Source organism: Candidatus Binatia bacterium (genome assembly GCA_035631035.1).
Classification (GTDB): domain Bacteria; phylum Eisenbacteria; class RBG-16-71-46; order SZUA-252; family SZUA-252; genus DASQJL01.
The window spans coordinates 44,526-69,722 of record DASQJL010000011.1 but is presented as its reverse complement, the minus strand read 5'-3'; the positions used below and the strand labels follow the sequence as shown (position 1 = coordinate 69,722).

Annotated in this window: 14 protein-coding genes; 7 read left to right on the top strand and 7 right to left on the bottom strand. The window is 70.0% G+C overall.

All coding sequences use genetic code 11. The annotated features are described in order from the left end of the window. Positions 1–57: 57 nt before the first annotated feature. A complete protein-coding gene (locus tag VE326_01125; protein ID HYJ31797.1) occupies positions 58–1,029 on the top strand; it encodes a deoxyribonuclease IV in 972 nt (323 codons plus the stop codon). On the opposite strand, the gene VE326_01120 is transcribed toward VE326_01125, so the two are convergent. Then, positions 1,026–1,289, bottom strand: a complete 264-nt coding sequence (locus VE326_01120; protein ID HYJ31796.1) for a hypothetical protein — start codon at positions 1,287–1,289, stop codon at positions 1,026–1,028. The genes VE326_01125 and VE326_01120 overlap by 4 nt on opposite strands. Positions 1,290–1,487: 198 nt before the next feature. Here VE326_01120 and murJ point away from each other — a divergent pair, with 198 nt between their 5' ends. Together murJ and VE326_01110 are read left to right on the top strand one after the other, a co-directional pair. Continuing rightward, entirely contained in the window at positions 1,488–3,191 is a 1,704-nt protein-coding gene (gene murJ / locus VE326_01115; GenBank protein ID HYJ31795.1) for a murein biosynthesis integral membrane protein MurJ, read from the top strand. A 31-nt stretch (positions 3,192–3,222) separates the two neighbouring features. Next, a complete protein-coding gene (locus tag VE326_01110) occupies positions 3,223–3,984 on the top strand; it encodes an HAD hydrolase-like protein (GenBank protein ID HYJ31794.1) in 762 nt (253 codons plus the stop codon). Here VE326_01110 and VE326_01105 read toward each other — a convergent pair. The 3 genes from VE326_01105 to VE326_01095 form a co-directional block, all read right to left on the bottom strand. Beyond that, a complete protein-coding gene (locus tag VE326_01105) occupies positions 3,981–5,939 on the bottom strand; it encodes a response regulator (GenBank protein HYJ31793.1) in 1,959 nt (652 codons plus the stop codon). The genes VE326_01110 and VE326_01105 overlap by 4 nt on opposite strands. A 7-nt stretch (positions 5,940–5,946) precedes the next feature. After that, complete coding sequence (locus VE326_01100) at positions 5,947–11,289, bottom strand: HAMP domain-containing protein (GenBank protein ID HYJ31792.1); 5,343 nt, start codon at positions 11,287–11,289, stop codon at positions 5,947–5,949. 262 nt (positions 11,290–11,551) lie between these two features. Continuing rightward, positions 11,552–18,394: a choice-of-anchor D domain-containing protein gene (locus VE326_01095; protein ID HYJ31791.1), complete on the bottom strand. Its 6,843-nt coding sequence runs from the start codon at positions 18,392–18,394 to the stop codon at positions 11,552–11,554. 112 nt (positions 18,395–18,506) lie between these two features. Between VE326_01095 and thyX the strand changes: the two genes are divergently transcribed. Beyond that, positions 18,507–19,445 carry an FAD-dependent thymidylate synthase gene (gene thyX, locus VE326_01090; protein ID HYJ31790.1) on the top strand — a complete coding sequence of 313 codons (939 nt, stop codon included), beginning with the start codon at positions 18,507–18,509 and terminating at the stop codon, positions 19,443–19,445. Positions 19,446–19,544: 99 nt separating this feature from the next. Here thyX and VE326_01085 read toward each other — a convergent pair whose 3' ends face one another. After that, positions 19,545–20,615 carry a hypothetical protein gene (locus VE326_01085; GenBank protein ID HYJ31789.1) on the bottom strand — a complete coding sequence of 357 codons (1,071 nt, stop codon included), beginning with the start codon at positions 20,613–20,615 and terminating at the stop codon, positions 19,545–19,547. A gap of 453 nt (positions 20,616–21,068) precedes the next feature. Here VE326_01085 and VE326_01080 point away from each other — a divergent pair, with 453 nt between their 5' ends. The 3 genes from VE326_01080 to VE326_01070 all read left to right on the top strand — a co-directional run bounded on the left by VE326_01080 (position 21,069) and on the right by VE326_01070 (position 23,503). Beyond that, a complete protein-coding gene (locus VE326_01080) occupies positions 21,069–22,298 on the top strand; it encodes a right-handed parallel beta-helix repeat-containing protein (protein HYJ31788.1) in 1,230 nt (409 codons plus the stop codon). 223 nt (positions 22,299–22,521) lie between these two features. After that, entirely contained in the window at positions 22,522–23,079 is a 558-nt protein-coding gene (locus tag VE326_01075) for a hypothetical protein (protein ID HYJ31787.1), read from the top strand. Between the two features lie 226 nt (positions 23,080–23,305). Then, complete coding sequence (locus VE326_01070) at positions 23,306–23,503, top strand: cold-shock protein (protein ID HYJ31786.1); 198 nt, start codon at positions 23,306–23,308, stop codon at positions 23,501–23,503. 74 nt (positions 23,504–23,577) lie between these two features. Here the strand turns inward: VE326_01070 and VE326_01065 are convergent, their stop codons facing one another. Further along, positions 23,578–24,390, bottom strand: coding sequence for a hypothetical protein (locus tag VE326_01065; protein ID HYJ31785.1), 813 nt, complete (start codon positions 24,388–24,390; stop codon positions 23,578–23,580). 161 nt (positions 24,391–24,551) lie between these two features. Further along, entirely contained in the window at positions 24,552–25,124 is a 573-nt protein-coding gene (locus VE326_01060) for a DUF255 domain-containing protein (protein ID HYJ31784.1), read from the bottom strand. Between the last annotated feature and the right edge of the window lie 73 nt (positions 25,125–25,197).

The window sequence follows — 25,197 nt, the reverse complement described above, 5'->3', positions numbered from 1 at the left end:
CCGATCCCGGCATTCTCCCCGTCCCTCGAACATCGGCCCAATCCGACCATTTCTACAGTGAATAAACGGACTCCCGCCTCCTCCCGAAAACCGCATCCCATTCCCGGCCATGGCGATCTCCTGATCGGAGCGCACATGAGCGTGGCCGGCGGGCTGCTCCTGGGAATCGAGCGCGCGCTCAAGCTACGGATTCGGGCGATGCAAATCTTCACCAAAAACGCGAGCCGCTGGCGGGCCGACCCGCTGGAGGACCAGCACGCGCTCGCCTTCCGGGACGCCTGGCAGGCGAGCGGGCTGGCGCCGGTCGCGGCGCACGGCTCCTATCTCATCAACCTGGCCTCGCCCGACCCGGAGCTGCGGCGGAAGTCGGTCCTGGCCTACGCCGACGAGCTTCGGCGCGCCGAGGCGCTCGGCGTGCGGTGGCTGGTCACCCATCCGGGGGCCCACATGGGAAGCGGGGAGGCCGCGGGGTGCGCCCGCATCGCCGAGTCGCTGGACGCCGCCCGCGAACTCGCGCCCGCGCCGTCGGTCGCGACGCTCCTCGAGACGGTGGCGGGCCAGGGCACGACGCTCGGCCGGCGGTTCGAGGAGCTGGCCCGGATCCGGAGCGCCGTGTCGCGCCCCGATCTCGTCCTGGTCTGCTTCGACACCTGCCACGTGCATGCCGCGGGCTACGACCTGGTCACCGAGCGCGGCTGCGCGGCCACGTTCGCGGAGTTCGACGCGGTGCTGGGGTTGGAATCGCTGCGCCTCTTCCACGTCAACGATTCGAAGAACGAGCGGGGAAGCCGGGTGGACCGGCACGAGCACCTGGGACGCGGGCGGCTGGGCCCCGAGCCGTTCGCGCGGATCCTGCGCGACCCGCGCTTTCACGGGACGCCGAAGGTTCTCGAGACGCCCAAGGGAAAGGACGGCGTGGTGATGGACCGGAGGAATCTGGCGTTCCTGCGCCGACTGGCTGGGGAACCGAACGGGAAGGGGCAGGAACGAACCGGAGCGGAACCGCCGCGGGGAGTCGGCGATCCCTAGTAGCTCCGGTCCTCTTCTTCCTCGTCCTCTTCTTCTTCCTCCTCGTCGGAGCCGGTCAGGCCGCGCTCTTCTTCATACTCCAGCATGAAGTATTCGCGGAACGGATCGACGAGGTCGTTGAACACCTTGTGGGGCGAAGCGACGCCGTACTCCCGAAGCTTGTCGCAGATCTCCCCGATCAGGGCATCCATGCGAGCCGAGAGATTGGTCTCCGCGATGAGACGTTCGACGATGTCCTTGTCCTGGTCGTTCGCGCTCATGGCTGTCGCCCCCTTGTTTCGAGAATGGGGTCTCCGGGGCAAGGAGCATGGAGTTTGTCGTCCCGGATCGGCCTCGATTATATCAAACCCTGTGCCGCCGCGCAGGTTCTCGAATCGGCTCCCCGAGCGGATTTTTCGGCCGGCTCCTAACCCCTTCCCGCTTGACAGGGTAGCGGGCAGCGCCGAGCATCCGACGCCGTGACCGCCACCCCCGAGCCGCCCCCGGATCCGCCGACCTCCGCCCCCTCCCCGATCCCCCAGGTTCCCTTGATCCTGGGAGACCCGCCCGTCGGAGCCGCGGCGGCCGTCGAGGGGTCCCGGAACCAGGGCATGGCCCGGGCGGCCGGCGTGATCTCCGCCGCCACCTTCATGAGCCGCGTCCTGGGCCTGGTCCGGGAGCAGGTCTTCGCGGCCCAGTTCGGCGCCGGATTCGCGGTGGATGCCTTCCAGGTGGCGTTCCGGGTGCCGAATCTCCTGAGGGACCTCTTCGCCGAGGGGGCGATGAGCGCCGCCTTCGTCCCCACCCTGACCCGCGCGGAGAAGGAGGGGGGCACGGAGGCCGCGATGCGGCTCGCGAACCTGGTCATCAACTTCCTCCTGGTGGCCATCTCCGCGCTCTGCCTGATCGGGATTCTCGCCGCGCCCTGGATCGTGAGGACGATGGCACCGGGCTTCGCGGCCGTGCCCGGGAAGCTCGAGCTGACCACGCTCATGACCCGGATCATGACCCCCTTCCTCCTCCTCGTGTCGCTGGCGGCGGCGGTGATGGGGGTGCTGAACACCCGCCGGGTCTTCTTCCTCCCGGCCGTGGCGCCCACGATGCTGAACCTGGCCCTGATCCTGGCCGGGTTCGTGATCGCCCCCTACATGCCGCGCTTCGGCCTGGAGCCGATCGTCGGCATGGCCTTCGGCGCCGTGCTCGGCGGTCTGGGGCAGCTATTGATCCAGGTGCCCGCGCTTCGGGCGCACGGCTACCGGTGGAAGCCGCAGATCTCCTTCCGCGATCCCGGCGTGATCCGCATGGTGACGCTGATGGCGCCCGCCTCGATCGGGATCGCCGCCGCCCAGATCAACATCTTCACCAGCACCTTTCTCGCCTCGTCGCTGGTCCAGGGGAGCGTCTCCTGGCTCAACTATGCCTACCGGCTGATGCAGCTGCCGATCGGGCTCTTCGGGGTCGCCATCGCGACGGTCACGCTGGCCGAGGTCTCGCGGCACGCCGCGGCCGGAAACATGGCCGACCTCAAGGCGACCCTCTCCTTCTCGCTCCGGCTGGTGCTCCTGCTCACGCTGCCGGCGACGCTCCTCCTGATCGCGCTGGCCCGTCCGATCATCGCGCTGCTCTACCAGCACGGCCGCTTCGGCGCCAGCGACACGATCGAGACCGCGCGCGCCCTCTGGGCCTACGCCGTGGGGCTCGCGGCGTTCTCCGCGGTGCGGGTCATGGTGCCCGCCTTCTACTCGCTGGGGATGGCGCGCATCCCGGTGATGATCTCGATGAGCACGATCGGGGCGACGGTGCTCCTCTACTTCCCGCTGATGCACTTCTTCCAGCACACGGGGCTGGCGCTGGCGGTCTCGATCGGATCGGTGCTCAACTTCACCGCCCTCTTCTGGACGCTGCGGCGGAAGATCGGCGGGCTGGGCGGGCGGAGGATGCTGGCCTCGGGCGTGCGCATCCTCGCCGCGGCGGTGGGCTCGGCCGCGGCGGCCGCCGCGACGTCGCGGGGAGTGGAGTCGCTCGTGGGATTGCACGGGGTGGTGGCGCGGCTCCTCGTCGTGGGCGCCGCGCTGACGGTAGCGGCCGCCGTCTACGTGGGGCTCTGCCTGCTGCTCCGCGTCCAGGAGCTGAAGCCGCTCCTGGGATTCGCGACGCGCCTGACCGGGAAGCGGAGCGCTTGAGCGCTCCGGGACCCCGCCGCGTTTTGCGCCCATGACGCCGCGCGTCCTCTGCCTGGACGTGGACGGCACCCTCACCGACGGCGTGATGGGGCCGGTCCTTCCGGGCGCGGCCGAGGCGGTGGCCCGGCTCCGGGAGCGCATGGCGCTGCGGCTGGTCACGAACACGACCAGCGTACCGCACGCCGCGCTGGCGCGCGCCCTGGCGGCGCAGGGCCTCCTCGACGATCCGGAGCACCTCTGGACGCCGGCGCTGGTCGCGCGGCGCGAGCTCCCCGCCCGCGGACAGGACGCGGGGGTCTTGATCGCGGATCCGGCGCAGAAGCCGGAGTATTCCTGGTTCCGGGAGGACGACCGGGGACCGGCCGTGCTCCTGGCGACCGAGGCGCACGCCTGGCGCGTGGCCGACCTCCAGCCGGCATTCCGCCTTCTGCTCGAGGGGGCCGCGTTCTACGCCCTCACGCAGAACCGCTACTTCCGGAAGGAAGGCGCCCTGGTCACCGACGTCGGCGGCGTGGCGGCGCTCCTCGCCTACACCTCCGGGCGGCCGGCCGAGACGCTGGGGAAGCCCTCGCGGCTCCTCTTCGAAGCGGTCGCGAAGCAGGCCGGGGTCGGTCTCGCCAGCCTCATCATGGCGGGCGACGACGCGGAGTTCGACGTGGCCGCGCCGATGCGCCTCGGCCTTGCCGGCATCCTGGTGCGGACCGGCAAGTACCGCGAGGGCGACGAGGCGCGCGCCGACCCGCGACCGACGGCGGTGATCGGCTCGATCGCGGAGCTGCCGGAGCGGCTCTAGGCGGACTCGGGGGCGAGACCCGACTCGGGAGTGAGACCCGACTCGGGCGCCGTGCGCGTGAACCGCGGCGCCGCCGAGACCATCTTGATCAGCTCGCCGGGGTCGCCCGGCTTGACCAGATGGCCGTCGAAACCGGCCTGGCGCGAGCGCTGCCGGTCCTCCTCCTGGCCGTACCCCGTGAGCGCCACGATCAGGGCGTTCTCGTGCCCCGTGCGCCGGAGCTCGCGGCAGACCTCGTAGCCGTCCATTCCCGGAAGCCCGATGTCCAGCAGCACGACGCGGGGCCGCTCCTGGCTCGCGATCGAGAGCGCGGTCGGTCCGTCGTGCGCCACCGAGACCTGGTGCCCCGCGTGCTGGAGCAGCGTGCCCAGGCTCTCCGCCGCGTCGGTGTTGTCGTCCACCACCAGGACCCGGAATCGCGGGACCTGTTCCGAGGGCGCCGGGTCGGGGGCGACGCCCTTGAGCGGCGGCTCGGCGGCCATGCAGGGGACCCGGACGATGAACTCGCTGCCGCCGGAGCCGCTCACGGCGTGGATCGTCCCGCCGTGCATCTCCACCAGGCTGCGCGCGAGCGAAAGGCCGATCCCCAGGCCGTCCTGGGCGGCGCCGGTGGGGCGCTCCACCTGCGCGAACATGTCGAAGACGGCCGGCAGGAGGTCGGGATCGATGCCGATCCCCTGGTCCTTGACGCGGATGACCGCTTCGCCCCCCTCGCGCGCGAGCGTGGCCTCGACGTAACCGCCGACCTCCTGGTACTTGGCGGCGTTGTTCAGGAGATTGGCGACCACCTGGGTCAGCCGGACGAGATCTCCCTGCACCCAGACGGGTCGCTCGGGCAGCTGCAGCGCCAGGCGGTGGAGGCGGGCGTCGATGAGCGGCCGGCTGGTCTCCACGGCGCCGGCGAGGACGGTGCCCAGGTCCACCGGTGCGACCTGGAGCTTGATCTTTCCGCGCGAGATGCGCGAGACGTCCAGCAGGTCGTCCACGAGGCGGGTGAGCTGATCCACCTGGCGCCCGATCACGTCGCGCGCCCAGAGGAGCTCGGGATCCTCCGGCGCCCGGAGGCGGAGGATCTGGAGCACGTTGCGGATCGGGGCGAGCGGGTTGCGGAGCTCGTGCGCGAGCACCGCGAGGAACTCGTCCTTCCGGCGGTCGGCGTCGCGGAGCGCCTCCTCCAGGTGCTTCCGCTCGGTGATGTCGGTGGACACCGCGACGATTCCGCGCGGGAGACCCATGGCGTCCCGGATCGGCGCCTTGATCGAGGTGTAGTGGCGCAGCCCCCCCGTGCTCATCACCGCCTCTTCGAACTCGATCGAGCGGTTCTCCGCGAGGACCATCCGGTTGTTCACCTCGAAAGTCTCGGCCAGGTCGCGAGGGAAGAGGTCGTAGGCGGTCTTCCCGCGCACGGCGTCGAGCGTCAGGCCGAAGACCTCCTCGAAGCGCCGGTTCACGTGCCCGAAGCGCCCCTCGGCGTCGATGACGTAGACGACCGCGGAGGTGCTCTGGAGGATCGCCACGCGCTGCTCCAGCTCCTGGTTCAGCGCCTCGAGCTGCTGCGTCTTCCGGTAGAGCTCGGCGAAGACGGAGACCTTGGCGCGCAGGATTTCCGGCACGACCGGCACCGACACGTAGTCCACGGCCCCGCACTGGTAGCCCTTCAGGCGGTCCAGGTCGGACATGTGGATCGCGGAGCAGAAGATGATCGACGTGCGCTGGTAGCGGGGATGGTCCCGGATCATCTTCGCCAGCTCGAAGCCGTCGAGGTCGGGCATGCTCACGTCGGTGAGCACCACCGCGATCTCCTCGCGGAGCAGCCATTCCAACGCCTCGCGCGCGGAGCGCGCCTGGATGAGGCGCTCGCCCAGGTCCCCCAGGATCGCCTCGTAGGTGAGCAGCTTCGCCGGCTGGTCGTCGACCAGCAGGATGTTCACCTTGCCGTTCCAGCTCATGCTCATCGGGGCCTCACCGGTGGAGCCACATGCGGAGCGCGGACAGGAGTTCGGTCGTGTCGACCGGCTTCGCGAGGTAGTCGGACGCGCCGGCCTCGAGGCACTTCTCCCGGTCGCCCTTCATCGCCTTGGCGGTGAGCGCGATGATCGGCATGCGCCGGAGCGAGGCGTTCTGCCGGATCGCGCGCGTCGTCTCGTAGCCGTCCATCTCGGGCATCATGATATCCATCAGCACGATCGCGACCTCGGGAACGCGGGCCAGGATCTCGATCGCCTCCTTGCCGGTGGAGGCCGTGATGACGCGCATCCCGCGCCGCTCGAGCAGGCTGCTCAGGGCGAAGATGTTCCGCACGTCGTCGTCCACGATCAGGACCGATTTCCCGCGGAGATCCTCGTCCGAGGCGTGGAGCCGGTGGAGCATTTGCTGCTTCTCGGCCGGAAGGTCGGTCACCACCCGGTGCAGGAAGAGCGCCGTTTCGTCCAGGAGCCGCTCGGGCGACTCCACCCCCTTCACGACGACGCTCCGGGCCATGTTGTGCAGCCGGGCGTCCTCGTCCGCCGTCAGCTCCTTGCCGGTGAAGACCACGACCGGAAGATCCTTGAGGTCGGCGTCGTCCCGGATCGTCTCGAGAATGTCGAACCCGGAGACGTCGGGCAGGCGGAGGTCCAGCACCATGCAGTCGTGCCGCTCGCTCCGGAGCCGCTCGAGCGCCTCCCGGCCCGTGGACACCGTCGCGATCTCGATGTCCTCGAACCCGAGGAGCGCCTCGACGCCGATCCGCTCGGCCTCGTTGTCCTCCACGACCAGGAGCCGCTTCCGGCGCGGCGCCGCGAAATCGCGGATCCGGTGGATCGCCTCGGTCAGGTCCTGCGTGCGCGTGGGCTTTCGCATGAAGGAGAAGGCTCCGCTCGCCAGCCCGTGCTGCCGGTCCTCGTCCAGCGTGAGCATCTGGACCGGAATGTGGCGCGTGGCCGGATCCTGCTTCAGCTGGGTGAGCAGCGTCCAGCCGAGCATGTCGGGGAGGAAGACGTCGAGCGAGATCGCGGTGGGGCGGAACTGGAGCGCCAGGTCCATCACGTCGGCGCCGCGCATCGCGACCACGACCTTGAAGCCGCTGTCGCGCGCCAGGTCCAGGAGCACGCGGGCATAGTTCGGATCGTCCTCGACGACGAGCAGGACGGGATCGCCCGTCGCGATCGTCTCGCGGTCGTCGGGAATCGGCTCCGGGGCGGGCTCGGACACCTGGGCGGCCAGGACCTGGGCCGCCGCCGGAAGAAGCTTCTCGGGCAGCAGGCCCCCCGAAGCCGGCCCCGCGTAGCGGAGCGGGACGTAGAGGGTGAACGCGCTTCCCACGCCCGGCGTGGAGCGGAGCAGGATCTCGCCGCCGAGGAGCGTCGCCAGCTCGCGGCTGATCGCCAGCCCGAGCCCGGTGCCGCCGTACTTCCGGCTGGTGCTGGCGTCGGCCTGCTGGAACGCCTCGAAGATGATCCGCTGCTTCTCGGCGGGGATCCCGATCCCGGTGTCCGAGACCTCGAACGCGACCACGGTGTCGGCCGCGGCGAGGACCGGATGGTCCGGGGTCCACCCGCCCGCCGCCGAGGAAACGCTGAGCCGCACGCCCCCCTCGGTCGTGAACTTGAAGGCGTTCGAAAGGAGGTTCTTGAGGACCTGCTGGAGGCGCTTGGAGTCGGTGGTGAGGGTGCGCCCCAGGCGCGGGTCGATCTGCACGTCGAACGAGATGCTCCGGCTCTCCGCCTCATGGCGGAAGTTCCGGGACGTGGTCTCGAGCAGCGCGGCGAAGTAGATCTCCTCGATCTCGACGGTGACGGTGCCCGACTCGATCTTGGAGAGGTCGAGGATGTCGGTGATCAGCTGCAGGAGGTCGGCACCGGCGCTGTGGATGGTGCGCGCGAACTCGACCTGCTTCGGGGTCAGGTTCCCCTCGGGGTTGTCCCCCAGCTGCTGCCCCAGGATCAGGATGCTGTTCAGCGGCGTCCGGAGCTCGTGCGACATGTTCGCGAGGAACTCCGACTTGTATTTGGAGGCCAGCGCCAGCTCGGTCGCCTTCTCCTCCAGGGCGCGCCGCGCCTGCTCGATCTCCTGGTTCTTCGTCTCCATCTCGATGTTCTGCTCGGCGAGCTGCTGCGCCTTCTGCGCGATCTCCTCGTTGGTCTGCTGCAGCTCCTTCTGGCGGGTCTGCAGCTCGCGCGCCAGCGCCTGCGACTGGTCGAGGAGCGCCTCGGTCTGCATCGTCGCCTCGATCGAGTTCAGCACGATGCCGATGTTCGCGGTGAGCTGCTCCAAGAACGCGATCTGGAGCTCGGTGAAGGTGCCCAGGGTGGCCAGCTCGATCACCGCCTTGACCTGCCCCTCGAAGAGCACCGGCAGCACCACGACGCTGCGCGGCGCCGCCGCGATCAGCGTGGAGCGGATCGAGACCAGGCGCTCGCGCGCGTCGCCGATCAGGATGCGCCGCCGCTCGAAGGCGCACTGGCCCACCAGGCCGTCGCCCACCGTGACCACCGCGGGATGGCCGTCCCGCGCGTCGTCCGCGTAGGCCGCCAGCAGCCGCAGGCGCGGCGGCTCGTTCAGCTCCATCGAATAGATGACCCCCTGGTGGGCGTCGAGGAGCGGCGTCAGCTCGGAGAGGAGCATCCGCCCCACGGTCACCAGGTCGCGCTGCCCCTGGATCATGTTCGTGAACCGGGCCAGGTTGGTCTTCAGCCAGTCCTGCTCCGTGTTCCGGTCGGTGGTCAGGCGCAGGTTGTCGATCATGGTGTTGATGTTGTCCTTGAGCTCGGCCACCTCGCCGCGCGCGTCCACCTGGATCGAGCGGGTGAGGTCCCCCTTGGTCACGGCCGTGGCGACCTCGGCGATGGCGCGCACCTGCGTCGTGAGATTGGCCGCGAGCAGGTTCACGTTGCCGGTCAGGTCCTTCCACGTGCCGGCCGCGCCGGGGACGTTGGCCTGGCCGCCCAGCCGCCCTTCCACGCCGACCTCGCGGGCGACCGAGGTCACCTGCTCGGCGAACGTGGCGAGCGTGCCGGTCATGTTGTTGATGGTGTCGGCGAGCGCCGCGACCTCTCCCTTCGACTTCACGGTGAGGCTCTGCTTGAGGTCCCCCTCGGCCACGGCGGTCACGACCTTCACGATGCCGCGCACCTGTTCGGTGAGGTTCGCGGCCATGACGTTCACCGTGTCGGTGAGATCCTTCCAGGTGCCGGCCACGCCGGGCACCTGAGCCTGGCCGCCCAGCTTCCCCTCGGTCCCGACCTCGCGCGCCACGCGCGTCACCTCCGCCGCGAACGCGTTCAGCGTGTCCACCATCGTGTTGATCGTGTTCTTGAGCTCGAGGATCTCCCCCTTCACGTCCACCGTGATCTTGCGCGAGAGGTCCCCGCGCGCCACGGCCGTGGTCACCTCGGCGATGTTCCGCACCTGGGTCGTCAGGTTGTCGGCCATCGAGTTCACCGAGTCGGTGAGGTCCTTCCAGGTGCCGGCCACGCCGGGCACCACCGCCTGCCCGCCCAGCTTCCCTTCCGAGCCGACCTCGCGCGCCACGCGGGTCACCTCGGCCGCGAAGGAGCGGAGCTGCTCGACCATCGTGTTGAGCGTTTCCTTGAGGAGGAGGATCTCGCCGCGGACGTCGACGGTGATCTTCTTGGAGAGGTCGCCGCTCGCGATGGCGGTGGCGACCTCGGCGATGTTCCGAACCTGCGCCGTCAGGTTCGACGCCATGAAGTTCACGTTGTCCGTGAGGTCCTTCCAGGTGCCGCCGACGCCCGGCACCTGCGCCTGGCCGCCCAGCTTCCCTTCGGTCCCCACCTCGCGCGCCACGCGGGTCACCTCGCCGGCGAACGCGTTCAGCGTGTCCACCATCGTGTTGATCGTGTTCTTGAGCTCCAGGATCTCGCCGCTCACGTTCACGGTGATCTTGCGCGAGAGGTCTCCGCGCGCGACCGCCGTCGTGACCTCGGCGATGTTCCGCACCTGCCCGGTGAGGTTCGACGCCATCGAGTTCACGTTGTCGGTCAGGTCCTTCCAGGTGCCCGCGACGCCCGGCACCTGCGCCTGCCCGCCCAGCTTCCCTTCGGTCCCCACCTCGCGCGCCACGCGCGTCACTTCCGAGGCGAAGGCGTTGAGCTGGTCCACCATCGTATTCAGGGTTTCCTTCAAGCGAAGGATCTCGCCGCGCACGTCCACGGTGATCTTGCGCGAGAGGTCGCCGCCGGCGATGGCGGTCGCCACGTCGGCGATGTTGCGCACCTGGGTCGTCAGGTTGTCGGCCATCGAGTTGACCGAGTCGGTGAGGTCCTTCCAGGTGCCGGCCACGCCGGGCACCACCGCCTGGCCGCCCAGCTTGCCGTCGGTCCCCACCTCGCGCGCCACGCGGGTCACCTCCGCCGCGAACGCGTTCAGCTGGTCCACCATGGTGTTCAGGGTGTCCTTGAGCTCGAGGATCTCCCCCTTCACATCCACCGTGATCTTGCGCGAGAGGTCCCCGCGCGCCACGGCCGTCGCCACCTCGGCGATGTTCCGCACCTGCGCCGTCAGGTTCGACGCCATGAAGTTCACGTTGTCGGTGAGGTCCTTCCAGGTGCCGCCGACGCCCGGCACCTGCGCCTGGCCGCCCAGCTTGCCGTCGGTCCCCACCTCGCGCGCCACGCGCGTCACTTCCGAGGCGAAGGAGCGGAGCTGGTCCACCATCGTGTTGATGGCCTCCTTCAGCTGGAGGATCTCGCCCCGCACGTCGACCGTGATCTTGCGCGACAGGTCGCCGTCGGCCACCGCGATCGTGACCTCCGCGATGTTCCGCACCTGCGCCGTCAGGTTCGACGCCATCGAATTCACGCTCTCGGTGAGGTCCTTCCAGACGCCGCTCACCTCGCGCACCTGCGCCTGCCCGCCCAGCTTCCCTTCGGAGCCGACCTCGCGCGCCACGCGGGTCACCTCGGAGGTGAAGACGGCGAGCTGCTTGATCATCGTGTTCACGATGTTGGCCGAGCGGAGGAACTCCCCTTCCAGGGGGCGCCCGTCCACCTCGGTGCCGACGGTCTGCAGCAGGTCGCCGCGGGCCACGGCGGCGATCGCGCGGGTCACCTCCCGCGTCGGCCAGACCAGATCGTCGATCAGGGTGTTGACCGAGACCTGCATCTCGCCCCAGGCGCCGTCGCCACGGGCGAAGCGCATCCGCTCGCGCGTGCGCCCCTTCTTCCCGACGACCTGCCCGACGCGCTCCAGCTCCTCGGCCATGCGCTGGTTCGAGGCGGCGATGTCGTTGAACGTGTCGGCGATCTTTCCTTCGAGGCCCGTCCAGTTCCCGGGCAGGCGGACGGAGAAGTCACCGCCCCGCATGGCCTGGAGCGCCTGGAGGACCGCATCGAGAGGCGGTGCTGCGGATTCGGCCTGGGCGTCGCCGTTGACCGGTGCCGCCACGGGGGACTCACTGCGCGGTGGGTTCATGTGCGGACTCCTGGACGGCCATCTATTCGCAAGAAGCGACGTGCGGCACGGCCGGGTTGCCTCGCCCGGCCATGGGACTAAAGTCTACCCCGGGGTCTGCGGGGGTGCGCCAGCAGATTGTTGCAGGAGGGCGCCGCTATCGGCCGGCCGCGCCCTATCGGATCCGGACGATCCGCCCGACCCCGCGGAAGGGAGCGGGGCCCGATACCTCGAGCCGCGTGAAGTAGACGCCGGAGGGCGCCGGCGCGCCGCGATCGTCGCGGCCGTCCCAGAGGGCCCGGAAACGCCCCGCCGGCAGGGGCGCCTGGAAGACCGTCCGGACGAGCCGGCCGGCGGCGGTGTAGACGCGGAGCGCGGCGACTCCCCCCTCGGCCAGATCGAAGCGGAGCGCCGTGGCGGCCGAGAAGGGGTTGGGGGCGCTCGCGCGAAGCGCGTTCGCCGCCGGGATCAGATCCTCGTCGAACTCGACGCCGGCCGCGGCGACCGCCGACCCCTGCACCCGGACCGTTCCGCGCGCCTCGAAGCGGGTCCCGCCGCTCTGCCCGGTGATCGAGACCGGAACAGCGTCGCCGTTCGGAAGCGCCCGCTCGACCGCGCCCCGGTCGAACGCGAGGTCGAGATCGAGGCGCCCGTCCCCGTCCAGGTCGCGCAGGCGCGTGGAGCCCGGCAACGGCGCGATGGAGCCCTGCAGGCGCACCCCGGGGAGGTCCACCGCCCGGGCCTCGAGGTCCGCCGGGAACACGATCCGCGCGCGGACCTCCCGGCCGTGACTGCCGCGCCGGATCACCGCGGGGACGATCTCCGCCGCAAGCTCGCGGACGGAACGCCGCCCGGCTCCGGCCAGCGGGATCGCCGCCGTCGGCGTCTCCGGGTCGTTGGTGGTCAGCGTGAGCGAGCCGCTTCGGTCTCCCGCCTCGGCCGGGGCGAAGCGCACGAGCACCGGCGCGCTCTGGAGCGGAGCGAGCGCCAGCGACGCGGGATCCGCCGCGTAGTCCGGCCTGTCGAACGCGAGGGCCACGTCGAGCCGGTCGGTGCCCGTGTTCGTCAGGCGCAGGGTGTCGGCCGCGGACTGGCCGACGTCCAGCGTATCGAAGCGGAAGGACGCGGGGCTGAAGGCCAGCCGCGGGACCCCGGTGGCGTGCAGGAGCACGGGGAGAATCGTCTCGGGGCGGGCCGGGTCGTTCGTCTGGACGCGCAGCGTGCCGTGATAGTCGCCCGCAAAGAGCCCGCGCGAGTCGAACGCGACCGCGACGCTCGCGCTGTCGCCGGCGTCCACGCTGCCGAAGCGCTGCGGCACGCCCAGCCAGGTGGGCGCCGCGGAGAAGCGCACCGCCATGCCGTCGTGCAGGTAGGCGGCGTTGAACACGACGGTGAGGCCGTCGGTCTTGGTCCGGTTCTGGATGCCGATGGTGCCGCTGTCGAGCGGCGGGCCCATGAGCCGGTACTGGTACACGATCGCGCCCGTGGGATAGAGGATCGCCTGGAAGGTGAACGGCCCGCCCCGCTGGCGGCGGGGCGCGTTCGTGAACTGCACGATGAGACGCGTGCCGTCGTTGTAGTAGACGGCGCGCTGCACGCCGCCGAAGTTCAGGTCGTCCCAGTAGACCGCCAGCAGGTTGTTCGGCGCGGCGGTGGTCGGAAGCGGCTGGTTGGCGAACTGAACGGTCGTATCGGTGAACGAGATCCAGCCGTGCGTGCAGACGTTGAAGGTCGTGAACTCGCGTCCATAGAACGGGAACGAAAACCCGATCGGGAGCGGCCCCGAGTTCTGATCCAGGTTCTGGATCGGGACCGGCGTTCCGATCGCCGCGATGTCCTGCCAGTCGAAGACCGGCCCGCCCGGTTGGTTGCTGTCCACCCACCGGTAGCCGAAGCCGTCCGGGCCGCCGAGTCCGAGGGCCGCCGGAGGGGCGATCCCCGCCCGCGGGTCCTCCTCGTCGCGGGCCAGCGGGAGTCCGGCGTGGACCTCGACCGCCGGCGCGCCGTTCAGGGGCTCGACGCCATAGTCCAGCGCGGAGCCGCCGGCGTTTCGAATCTCGAACGACGTCCCCCCTCGTTCCCCCAGCCCGATCGCCCCCTGCAGGGACGCTGGCGCGAACTGGGCCACCGGCGGAACGCGCCCGGCACCCGTCACGGCGACCGCGATCGGCCCGCCGGCCGCGTCGTGCGCGATCGTGAGGGTCCCCTCGCGCGGCCCGTCGGCCGAAGGGGTGAACGTGAGCCGGATGGTCTGCGCAGCGCCGGGCAGGATGGTGAACGACGTGGGAGACGCGGTGAAATCGGGGAGATCGCTCACCACCGAGGAGACGTGGAGCGGCGCCCTGCCCTCGTTGCCCACCGCGACCTCTCCCGCCGAGGTGCGCCCGAGATAGACGGTCCCGAAATGGATCGCGGTCGCCGTGGCCACGGCCACCGGGGCGTCGGTCACGTCGAGCGAGGCGGGCACTTCCAGCGCCGGCTCGTCGGGATCGTTGCTCTCGACGACGATCGAGCCGTGGTAGGCGCCGCCGGGAAGCGCGAGCGCGTCCAGAGTCAGCTCGATCGGCGCCTCGCTGCCCGCCGCGAGCGTTCCCTCGTGCGGCGAGGCGGCGAGCCAGAGTCCGCCGACGGTCCCATGGCCGCGGTCGGGGAACCAGTCGGTGGCGCCGACGAAGTTCCCGATGACGCCGGTGGCGTTGATGCGCCCGTCGTCTCCGTGCAGCCACGAGAGCGGGATCGCGAACGAGATCGAGCGGGGACCCACCTGGACCGGGAAGCTCTGGACGTAGTTGCCGGTCAAGGCGTCGAGAAGGTCGACCATCCCGTAGCCGACCGAAAAGAGGCTCACCTCGAACTCGGCCCCGATGTCCTGCCGCGGCGTGCCGAAGCTGGGCTCCCGTCCGGTGTTCCGGTTCTGGTCCAGGTCCAGGGAGAGGTATCCGCCGAGATTGAGCGGCGCGATGTCGGTCGCGGTCTCGATCCGGACGCTCAGGACGCCGCCGCGCGCCCAGGCCCGGACCGCGATCAGGTCCTCGACCGATCCGTCGCCGTGGGGATCGAGGATGACGAGCGGAAGCGAATCGTCCCCGGCGGCGACCGCCGCCGCGCCGCCCGCGGGCGGCGTGACACGCCCCTGGAACGAACGGGCGCTCTCGCGCGCCTCGGCCCAGGTCCTCGGAAGCGCGGCCATGGCGTCGGTCCCGGGCGGTGCGATGGCGCTCGCGGGCGCCTCCTCCTCGAAGTGAATGGCGTACTGGAGATCGCTCCCGGAGCGGTTGGCGACGGTGATCGTGCGCGTCGCCGTGCCGCCGGTCGGGAGCGATGCGCCCACCGGGCCCGCCACGAGATCCACGTCAGGCGGCGGGGCGCCCGCCGCCGTGACCCCGATCCGGATCTCGGGCTGATCGGGATCGTCGGTGGTCACGGTGAGGGTGGCCGAGGCCGGACCGACCGAGGCGGGCTGGTAGCGCACGGGGATCGTGACCGCGGCGCCCGGCGTCAGCGTGAGGGAGTCGAAGGCGGCGGTGAAATCGGGATGGTCCGTCGCGGCCGAGGAGAGGCGGAGCGGGAGAACGCCGACGTTCTGCACGCGGACCGAATCGCGGCGCGAGGCGCCCACGAAGACCGTGCCGAGATCGAGCGAGGCGGGCGTCACCTTCGCGTCCGGGGCCGGGGTCACCGACAGGTCCACGGGAACCAGGAAGTCGCTCCGGTCGGGGTCGTTGGTGCGGACGGCGAGGGCGCCGCGATAGTCGGCGCCGGCCAGCCGCGCGGCGTCGAACGCGACCGTCACCGTGGTGGACTGCCCCGCGGCCGTGGATCCCGATCCCGGCTCGACGGAGAGCCAGGCCGCGCCCCCCAGCCAGCCGAAGGCCTGCGAGGCGATCTTCCGGTTGTCGGCGAAGATCGAGGAGACGTCGGCGAAGAGCCGGCCCGCCGCGGCTAGGACGCGGCCGCGCCCGACGAACGCCGCGGCGAGCGTCGGGAACCCCTGCGCGTCCTCGATCAGCACCGTCGCTCCGGGCCCCTCGGGGTGGAGGCGGGCCGTGGAGCTGGGCATGTCCGCCGCGGCGACGTCGCGCGTGATCTCGAAGGGGTAGATCCTCACGGTCGGACCGGTGATCCCCTGGCCCGCCTCGTAGCGCAGCGGGACTCCCGTCGAATCGAGCAGCGCGTCGAACTCCGGCAGCGCCGCCGCCGCCGCGCCCTCGAGCAGGAGCGAACCGCCCGAGCGCACCCAGGCGGCGAGCGCGGCGCGCTCGTCGGCTGCGAACGCCCCCGCGTCGTCCGAGATCCAGTAGACGTCCACCCCCGCGAGCACGCCCGCCGTGAGGTGCCGCGTGTTCAGCGTGAAGACCGCGCCACGCGACGTGAGCGAGCTGACCATGTCCGACCACGCGCCGGAGGAGGCGCCGTGGCGCGCGTCGAAGACGACGCGGACGTCGGAGATCTCCGCGACGGCTCCCGACGCCCCGGACGTGGCGAACGCGGCAGGGCGGGGCGGCGCGGGATCGGATGCGGGCGCCGGGTCGAGGGCCGGCGCGAGGGTGCCGGTCGAATCGAAGGCCAGCGACGCGGCCGACCGGGGCCGGAGCGACCAGGAGAGAGCGCTCCCGCCCCCGTTCGAGATCGTGAACGTGCGCGTCGCGGTCTGGCCCGTGTGGAGTGCCGCGTCCTGGCGCACCGGCGCGAAGGAGGCGACCGGCGGAATGATCCCCGCCGCGGCCAGCGGGACGCGCGTGACCGGCTGGTCGGGATCGTTGCTGTTGATGACCACCGCGCCGGAGACCGTGCCGGTGCGCGAGGGGGTGGCGGTGACGAAGAGGTCCCACGATTGTCCCGGCGGAAGATCGAATCCGCCCGGATCCGCCGCGAAATCGGCGCCCTCGACCCGGACCGAGTCCACGTGAAGGTCGGCGAAGCCGGAGTTGGTGACGAAGAGCTCCTCGGTATCCGAGTTGCCGACGGGGATCGGGCCGAACGCGATCATCGCGGGATCCACGTCGAGATCGGGGGCGGAGATCACGTGCATGTGGACCGGAACGTCGATCGTCCGGTGCGCGGGATCGTTCGTGGAGAGCCGCACCAGCCCGTCGTTGTCGCCCCCCGGCAGCCCGTCGGCGTTCAGCGTGACGGTGATCGGGACCTGCTGCCCTCCGAGAGCGCTGCCGCCGCCGGGAAGCAGGGAGAGCCAGCGGGGGGCGGGCACGCCCGCGGCGCCCAGGGCCAGAGCCGTGAAGTCGAGCGCGCCCGCGCCGTCGTTGCGCACGTCCACGGGGAACGTCCGGCGCTGGCCGGTGACGAGCGTCGCGTCCAGGGACGGCGGATCCACGGCGGCCACCGGCGGCGCCGTCGTGCGGGCCGTGATCACGTTGGAGAGCGGCGAGGGATTCCCGAACTCGTCGTGGGCCACCATCGCCACGTAGTAATCGGTGAGCGGCGCCAGCCCGCCGATCGAGGCTTGCTCGCGCGTTCCCGCGATCCGGGGTGCCGGCGTGCCGGCGACCCGCGTCGCCGAGGCGAACGTGGCCGCGTCGATGGGCGACAGGGAATAGCGGATCTCATAATCGGTGGCCGTGCCGCCCCCGCCGTCGTCCCCCGTCGCGGTCCAGGCCAGGGTCACGCGGTCGGACGAGACGAAGCTCGCGGCCAGGTTGTCGATCGGTCCCGGCGAGGTCGAATCCACCCCCTCCAGCATGCGGGCCGCGTTCAGCCGCCCTCCGCTCACGCAAAGCCCCGAGAGCGCCGGGATGCGGTCGGTGGCCGCGAGCAGCACGCTCTTCATGGTCGGCGCTCCCATCCCGGGGAAACGCGACTTGAGGAGCGCGAGCGCGCCGGTCACGTGCGGCGCGGCCATCGAGGTCCCGCTGTTCAGCCCGTACAGCCCGTGCGGCAGCGTGCTCAGGATCTGGACGCCGGGGGCGAAGAGATCCACGCCGTTCACGCCGAAGTTCGAGAAGGAGGCGCGGTCGTCCGTGCGGGAGGAGGCGCCCACCGCGATCACGTTGGGCTCGGGAAAACTCGCGGGGTAGCTCCCGAACGTGTCGTTGCTCGAGCCCGTGTTCCCCGCGGCGGCGACGAAGAGCACCCCTTCGTCGTTGGCTCCCTGGATGGCCAGCTCCAGCGCCTGGGAGCGCTCGGGACTGCCCCAGGAGGCATTGATGACCGAGGCGCCCGCGAGCACCGCGTAGTCCACGCAGTCCACCGCGTCGGCCGTCGTGCCGGTCCCGCCCGCGTCGAGGAACTTGAGCGGCAGGAGCCGCAGGTGCCAGACGACGCCCGCCACCCCGATACCGTTGTCGCCGTGCGCGCCGATCGTGCCCGCGACGTGGGTCCCGTGGCCGTTGTCGTCGCTGGGGTCGGCATCGAAGTTGGCGAAGTCGAAGCCGTGCACGTCGTCCACCAGCCCGTTGCCGTCGTCGTCCAGACCGTTGCCCGGGACCTCGGCGGGATTGGTGTAGAGGTTGGAGACGAGGTCGGGGTGCGTCAGGTCCATCCCGGTATCCACGATCGCGACCACGACCTGGTTCGATCCGGTGGTCTGGTCCCACGCGGCGACCGCGTGGATGTCCGCGCCCGGCGTGCCGCCCTGCTGCCCCGTGTTCTGGAGCGCCCACTGGATCGCAAAGGAGGGATCGTTCGGGACGGCATCTGCGTGGACGAGATAGTTCGGCTCGATGAGCCGGACGGCCGGGTCGTTCCGATATTGCGCGACGGCGTCCTCGACCCGCTTCCGGATCCGATGACGCTCCACGTGGCTCCGGCGCGAGGTGTGGATCTTCGTGGCGCCGAGGTCCCGGAGGATCGCGCGGACCCGCTCGGGCCGGGCGTCCGGCTGAAAGACGAGAAGAACTTCGCCCTCGACGTAACGCGGGCCCTTCGGCGTCGCCGACGGCGCCGAGGCGGGCGCGGGAGGCGCCGGGCGGGCATGCGAAAGCGGCGCGGCGCCGAGGAGGATCGTGAGGAGCGCGGCGAAGGATGTGCGGAATCGGGACCGAGGTGAGGCGCTGCGACGCAAAGATGACCCCCAAGACCTCTCCGAGCCCGTCTCACGATACAGGAGCATGGGACCTGAGGCCAGCCCTTCCGCCGCTGTGGACAGACCCTTCGGTCGGGTGGAAAATGGGCCCATGGCCCTTGCCGACACTCCCGCGCGCTCCCAGGCGCTGGCTCGCGGCGTCGCTCCCGAGCTCGATCTCGTCCTCGGGACGCGCTTCCGCGTGCTCGACGACGGATTCGTGCGCGTCGTGGACTACATGGGATCCGACGAGTCGATCGTCCAGGCCGCGCGCGTTTCCTACGGCGAGGGGACGAAGATGGTGCACGAGGACCGCGGCCTGATCCGCTACCTGATGCGCCATCGGCACACGACGCCGTTCGAGATGTGCGAGATCAAGCTGCACGTGCGGGTCCCGATGGATTGCTGGCGGCAATGGATCCGGCATCGCACCGCCAACGTCAACGAGTACTCGACACGGTACTCGGTGGCGATCGATTCGGCGCAGACCACGGCTCCGGAGGAGTGGCGGACCCAGTCCTCCGAGAACCGCCAGGGGAGCGACCGGTTCCTCGCCCCGGAGCAGGGCGCCGCGCTCTCGGCGGAGGAGCGCGCGCTCCAAGAGAAAGCGCGCGAGGTCTACGAGCACCGGCTGGCGGAGGGGGTCGCGCGGGAGCAGGCGCGCAAGGATCTGCCGCTCTCCACGTATACCGAGGCCTACTGGAAGGTTGACCTCCACAACCTGCTCCACTTCCTGGCCCTCCGTATGGACCCCCACGCGCAGGCGGAGATCCGCGCCTATTCCGAGACGATCGGACGCGAGATCGTGAAGCGGTGGTGTCCCATCGCGTGGGAAGCCTTCGAGGACTACCGGCTCCATTCGCTGGTCCTCTCGCGGATCGAGCGGGAGGTGGTGGCCGCGCTCTGCCGCGGCGACCGGAAGGAAGCCGAGAGGGTGGCGGAAGCGGCGGGACTTCTCGCTCGCGGGCCGGAGGGGTTGAAGCGGAGCCGGGAGCGGCACGAGCTGGAGCGGAAGCTCGGGGACCTGGGTCTGGAGCCGCCCTGGCACTGAGCGCCCGGCGCGCGGAGCGCGCTACGAACCGAAATCACGAAGGGGCTCCCGGACGGGAGCCCCTTCTCGTTGCGAACGGCGTGCGATCGGGTCGCGCCGTCAATCCATGGTCGGAACCCAGGTCTTCCGGTATCCCGAAGGAATCGTGAACACGGTCCGCGGAACGGCGTTCGTGCGGATCCGGACGAACGGCCCCCGCCAGGAGGGCGCGCGGTACCAGTTGCCGCTGTCCACCAGGAACCAGGAGTTCCCGTAGCGGTAGAGGTCGTAGTCCGCATCGTCCCGCATGAAGTAAACGCTGGTCCCCGGGATGATCGACATGCTCGGCGGGCTGTCCAGGACGAAGTCGGTGCGCTCGCCGTAGCGGACGATGCGCGTGCTCCGACCGCTGTAGTCCCGGCCCCGGGAGTAGTTGTCATCGCTCCGATACACCCGATCCCGGTCGTAGTCGCTCGAGCCCGCGAACGTCCACGTCCGCCGGTACTCCGAAGGGAGCCGCCGCACGGACGCCGGCACGTCCCGCCAGCGCACGGTGAAGTAGGGACCGCGCCAGGAATCGGCCGCGTACCAGACGCCGTTCTCGACGTAGTACCAGTCGCCGGCGTAGCGGTAGAGGTCGCGGTCGAACGTGTTGTCGCGGACGTAGAAGACGCGCGTGCCCGGCACCAGCGCCATCCGCGGAGGCCTCCGGAACGAGAGATAGGTTCCGCCGTAGCGCGTCCCCGGGCGGAACGAGCGGCTCTCGCGGACGACGTAGCGTCGCGTCGTGCTCACGTCGCCGCTCCGGTCCGCGCTGTTCCAATCGTTGTCGTTATCGTTGTCGCGCCAGGTGTCGTTCGTCGTGGTCCTCGACCAGGTCCGGCGGTATCCCGCCGGAATGGTCACGACCGAGCGTGGGACGCTCTCCATCCGAACGTAGGTGAACGGTCCGCGCCACGAATCGGCTCGATACCAGTTCCCGTCGTCGACGAGATAGAACGCCCCGTCGTAGCGGTAGAGGTCGTAGTCCGTAGCGCCGCGGACGGTATACACGTCGGTGTTGGGGATCAGCATCATGTCCGGGGCGGTCCGGAACGTCAGCGTTCCGGGGTAGGGATCCCCGACACTAAGGGTGGCGCTGAACTGCGCGTGAGCAGCGGCGGCGGTCTGGAATGACAGGGCAATACCCAAAGCTACAAGAATCTTGGTCCATCGCTTCACGGGAAAGCACCTCCTTCCGGTGTATCCGAAGCAATGGCCGAAGGATGTCGGCCAGACGCCAGACGTCCCGCATCATTTATGCCGCGAGCCGCTAGGTGGAGCGCATGTGAGCACGGGATATGCTTCTTTTTCATCGCGGCGGTACGGTCGGTGATTCCTGAATCGGGACGCCGTTGGCCCGGTTCGGCCTGACCAGCCCCACCACCGCCATTCCGAGAAGCAACCATAACGAGTTACGAACGCCGCGCCGCGGATGGGACGCCGCCGCGCCACGCCCTACGGAAGGGTCCGCGCTGTACGCGATCGGGCCGAGGGAGCGAACGGCGGCGTTCAAGTAGCGGCCAGGATCAAGCCGCGCATTGCATTCCGCCCGGCCCAAGGGCCGGCGGGGTCATTTTCGTTTTCTGGAGGAACGCTTCGTTCATGACATCTCGCGCGACCCCCTTCTTCCGCATCCTTCCCGCCGCGTCGATCCTTGCCGCGGCCTCGCTGCTCTTCGGCTCGGCCGACGCGCGCATTCTTCGCGTGGGCCCGACCCGGACCTACACCACCATCCGCGCCGCGGCCGCGGCCACCGTCGCCGGGGATTCGGTCCTCATCGACGCGGGGACGTACGCCGGCGACGTGACCTCGTGGAACGCCAGCAACGTCTTCGTGAGCGCGGTCGGGGGCCGGGCCGTGCTCCAGGCCAACGGCGCGCAGGAAGGCGGCAAGGGGATCTGGGTCGTCTACGGCAGCAACTTCACGGCGGAGAACATCGAGTTCACCGGCGCGTCGGTTCCCGACGGCAATGGAGCCGGCATCCGGAACGACACGTCGGGATACCTGGTCGTCCGCAACTGCTACTTCCACGACAACGAGAACGGCATCCTCGGCGGCGCCGACTCGATGCTCATCGAGAACAGCGTCTTCGACCACAACGGCCTCGGCGACGGCCGCACGCACAACATGTACATCTGGGGACGGTCGGTGACCGTCCGCTACACCTATACCCACCGCGCCAAGATCGGGCACAACATCAAGACCCGGGGCCAGAACAACTACATCCTCTACAACCGCATCATGGACGAGTCGGACGGCACGGCCAGCTACTCCATCGACGTGCCCGACTGCGGCCGGACGTACATCATCGGCAACGTCATCGAGCAGGGGCCCAACACCGACAACAGCACGATCATCGCCTACGGCGCCGAGAGCTCCCTGAACACGCAGGACCTGTACGTGGTCGGCAACACGATCGTGAACGACCGGAGCGGAGGCGGGAATTTCCTCTCGATCGCGGGGAGCACCCCCACGGTCATCCGCGACAACATCTTCTATGGTCCGGGGACGCCCTGGGCGGGCGGAAGCGTCACCTCGAGCAGCAACTACATCTCGACGGCGTACGACAACGCACCGAAGTTCGCGTCCCCCTCGACCTACGATTTCCATCTCACGGCGGCGTCCCCCGCTTCCATCGTGAACGCGGGCGTCGCGCCCGGCGCCTCCTCCACCGGCTATGCGCTCACGCCGGTGCGCGAATACGTCTACGACGCGCAGTCGCGCGCGCGGACGACGTCGGGCTCGCTCGATCTGGGCTGCTTCGAGTACTCCAGCGGCCAGGTGGCCGACGTCACGGCCCCGAACGCGATCCTCGATCTGACGCCGCGCTGACGCCGGGCCTCGGCGGCTGACACTCTGACAGCCCCCGCCGCGCTCCTGTCAGGCCCGCACGCGGCCGGTCGCCCGCGGCGCCGCCGCTCCCCATCCGAACTGCGGCTCGCCAGCCGAATTACGGGTCCCTCGTCCGTCCCTTCCTCCCGGGCACGATAATCGCAAAACTCCCCGGCGACGGAGCCGAAGCCAACGGCTGCCGAAAGGGGGGGTTATGCGAACGATGGCCATCATTCTCGCGGCGCTCCTGACGCTTGCCGCGGGGGCGGCGTGGGGCGCCACGACGCCCGAGTACCGGATCTTCGGGGGAGCCTACATTCCGACCGGTAGCCAGGCCGACATGCTGAAGAGCTCGATGCTGATCGGTATGCAGGGCGGCGCGGAGCTGAACCAGAGGTTCCACGTCATCGGAACGGTCGCGTACGCGACGCCGCGAACGAAGGACCGCCTCGACGCGCAGGACGTGCACCTCTATCAGTACGACGCGGGAGCGGAATACTTCCACCGGTTCCAGGCGTCCCAGGACGCCCACTGGTCGATCCGGCCCTTCCTTGGGGCTGGCGCGGGCGCGCGGACCTACGACATCCAGCACAGCGACATCAAGATGCACACCGATTTCACCGCCTACGGCTCGCTGGGCGCGGAGTTCCAGCATGCGAACGTCGCGGCCCGCCTGGAAGCGCGGGACTACTGGACCCGCTTCAACGGCTTCAGCGGCGATCAGACCGCGAAGAGCCGCTACAGCCTGGTGGTCGGAGGCGGACTGGCCTATCACTTCTGATTCCGTCGTGCGGGGAGTACCGACTCGGAAGGGGGCGGGGCGCGTCCGGCGTCTCGCCCCGTTGGGGTTCCGGTCCGCTGAATCCTCTCGGGGGAGGCGGCATCCAAGGGTGTGATTCGGTAGCAGGTGGAAGTACACGGGACGTAAAAACAAGCCGCCGGCATCGAGCCGAGCGGCCTTTTTCGTAGGGTCGTGCGCCGTCTGGTTCCGAGAGTGAGGAAACACAGTGACAGGTACCGTGAAGTGGTTCAACGAGGCGAAGGGCTTCGGCTTCATTTCGCAGGAGAATGGGGAGGACGTGTTCGTCCACTTCTCCGCGATTGCGGGCGACGGCTTCAAGACCCTCGCGGACGGTGATCGAGTCGAGTTCGAGGTGACGCAGGGCCAGAAGGGCCTGGCGGCCGCGAACGTTCGCAAGATCTGACGCCGCACGACACGACGAGACGGCCGGCGGGAGCGCAAGCTCCGCCGGCCGTTTTCGTGGGTTGCTCTCGAGTCCTAGGAGCGGGCCACCACGCCGGACACGAGATTCAGCCGGTAGTGGAAGAGGCCGTTCACGGTCAGCTCCGGCGTGGCGGTGCCGTCGAAGACGATGACTACCGTGGCATCCCAGGTCTTCTCGACTTCGGCGAACTGGTTCGACCGGTAGCGCACCGCGTGGACCACGTAGGAGAGGGTGCCGCTCAGCGGATAGGGGTTCGCCTGGCGGTCCTTGAGCAGCGCGGCGTCGGTGAGCACCGCCCCGCTCCGCCACGTGAAGTAGCGCGTCCTCAGCCCGTCCAGCGACGTGAACGAGGCGTCCACCGAGTCGCTGCAGGCTCCGTTGAAGATCAGCGTGTCGAGGGACGCTTCGAGGCCGCTCACGTCCAGCGATCCCGCGTGCCCCACCGAAGCGTTGAACTGCTGGCTGGAGACGTCTCCCGTCGCGCGCGTGGTGACGAGCATGCGGTGCGCGAGGGGGCCGTAGCCCGAGAGCACGTTCCCGTCGGCGTCATAGAACGTGACGCCGAGCGTGTACGTGATGGCTCCAACCGTGAACGTCGTTTCCGCCTGCGCGAACGATCCGGCGCGCAGCGGCGTGAACCGCGCCGCCGTGGATCCCGACACGCCTCCCGCAGCGCCGTCGGCCGCGTTCATGTTGGTCACCACCCCGGCCGCGGCGGCCACGCCCGCCTGGGCGGCGATGTCGTCGGCGTCGGTCTGGGTGAATCCGTTCGGATTCACGGGGTTGTCGCCCGAGCAGCCGGCGAGGAACAGGACGCCGGCGCACGCGACCGCGGCGAGCGGCGTCCGGAAGGGATGGGACCTCATCGTTGAACCTCCTGCGTTGTCGCTCCGAATGAACGGTGGGAACCCGCTTCGATGAGGCAAGCGACGTGCCGGGCCGGAAGCCGCGGCGGCGCCGCGTCAGACCGGGGGCCGGCCGTGCAATTTGCGATGGAGTCGGCGGCGGGGCGGCCGGAGGGCCGGTACTACTGCGCTGCGGTGCGCAGCGAATCCACGTAGTCCTTGATCCCGCCCTTCTGATACCAGCGGGTCGCGACGTAGCGGGAGTACACCATGAAGTCCGGAGGGCGGATGAAGCCGGGGACGCCACCGAGCATCTCGGCGTCGGGCTTCATGAAGTAGGTGGCCGGATAGCCGGTCACGCCGACCTTGCGCGCGAACTGGCGCTCGGAGAGCTCCTCACCGTGCCAGTGGAGCTTGTTCGGAGATTCGCCGTTGACCTTGGCGAGCACGAAATTGTCGGTGAGGTAGTTCGCGACCTCCGCGTTCCCGTAGGTCTCCCGCTCCATCACGCGGCACCATCCGCACCAGGTGGTGTAGACGTCGACGATCAGGTGCTTGTTCTGGCGGGCGGCCTTGTCGGCGGCGACGTCGAACGCCAGCCACTCGAGCTTCTTGGCGGAGGCCTTCGGCGCGTCGGGCTTGCCGGCGACGGGCGCTTTTTCAGGCTTGGCGGCATCGGTACGGGCGGAGCCCGCCAGGGGAAACGCGAGGAGAGCCAGGGTGAGCGCGGCTAGAACCGCGCGACGCAGAGCCATCGATGCTAAGTCCTTATCTCCTGGAGTGTTGGCCGGTTCGGCCCGGTTCGGCAGGGCCGCTCCGACCAGCCGA

Coding starts and splice junctions, on each gene's coding strand:
- VE326_01120 (HYJ31796.1), bottom strand. CDS start 1,289: ATGAGCGCGAACGACCAGGACAAGGACATCGTCGAACGTCTCATCGCG.
- VE326_01060 (HYJ31784.1), bottom strand. CDS start 25,124: ATGGCTCTGCGTCGCGCGGTTCTAGCCGCGCTCACCCTGGCTCTCCTC.
- VE326_01100 (HYJ31792.1), bottom strand. CDS start 11,289: ATGCGGGGCGGTGACTTCTCCGTCCGCCTGCCCGGGAACTGGACGGGC.
- VE326_01080 (HYJ31788.1), top strand. CDS start 21,069: ATGACATCTCGCGCGACCCCCTTCTTCCGCATCCTTCCCGCCGCGTCG.
- VE326_01065 (HYJ31785.1), bottom strand. CDS start 24,390: ATGAGGTCCCATCCCTTCCGGACGCCGCTCGCCGCGGTCGCGTGCGCC.
- thyX (HYJ31790.1), top strand. CDS start 18,507: ATGGCCCTTGCCGACACTCCCGCGCGCTCCCAGGCGCTGGCTCGCGGC.
- VE326_01105 (HYJ31793.1), bottom strand. CDS start 5,939: ATGAGCATGAGCTGGAACGGCAAGGTGAACATCCTGCTGGTCGACGAC.
- VE326_01110 (HYJ31794.1), top strand. CDS start 3,223: ATGACGCCGCGCGTCCTCTGCCTGGACGTGGACGGCACCCTCACCGAC.
- VE326_01075 (HYJ31787.1), top strand. CDS start 22,522: ATGGCCATCATTCTCGCGGCGCTCCTGACGCTTGCCGCGGGGGCGGCG.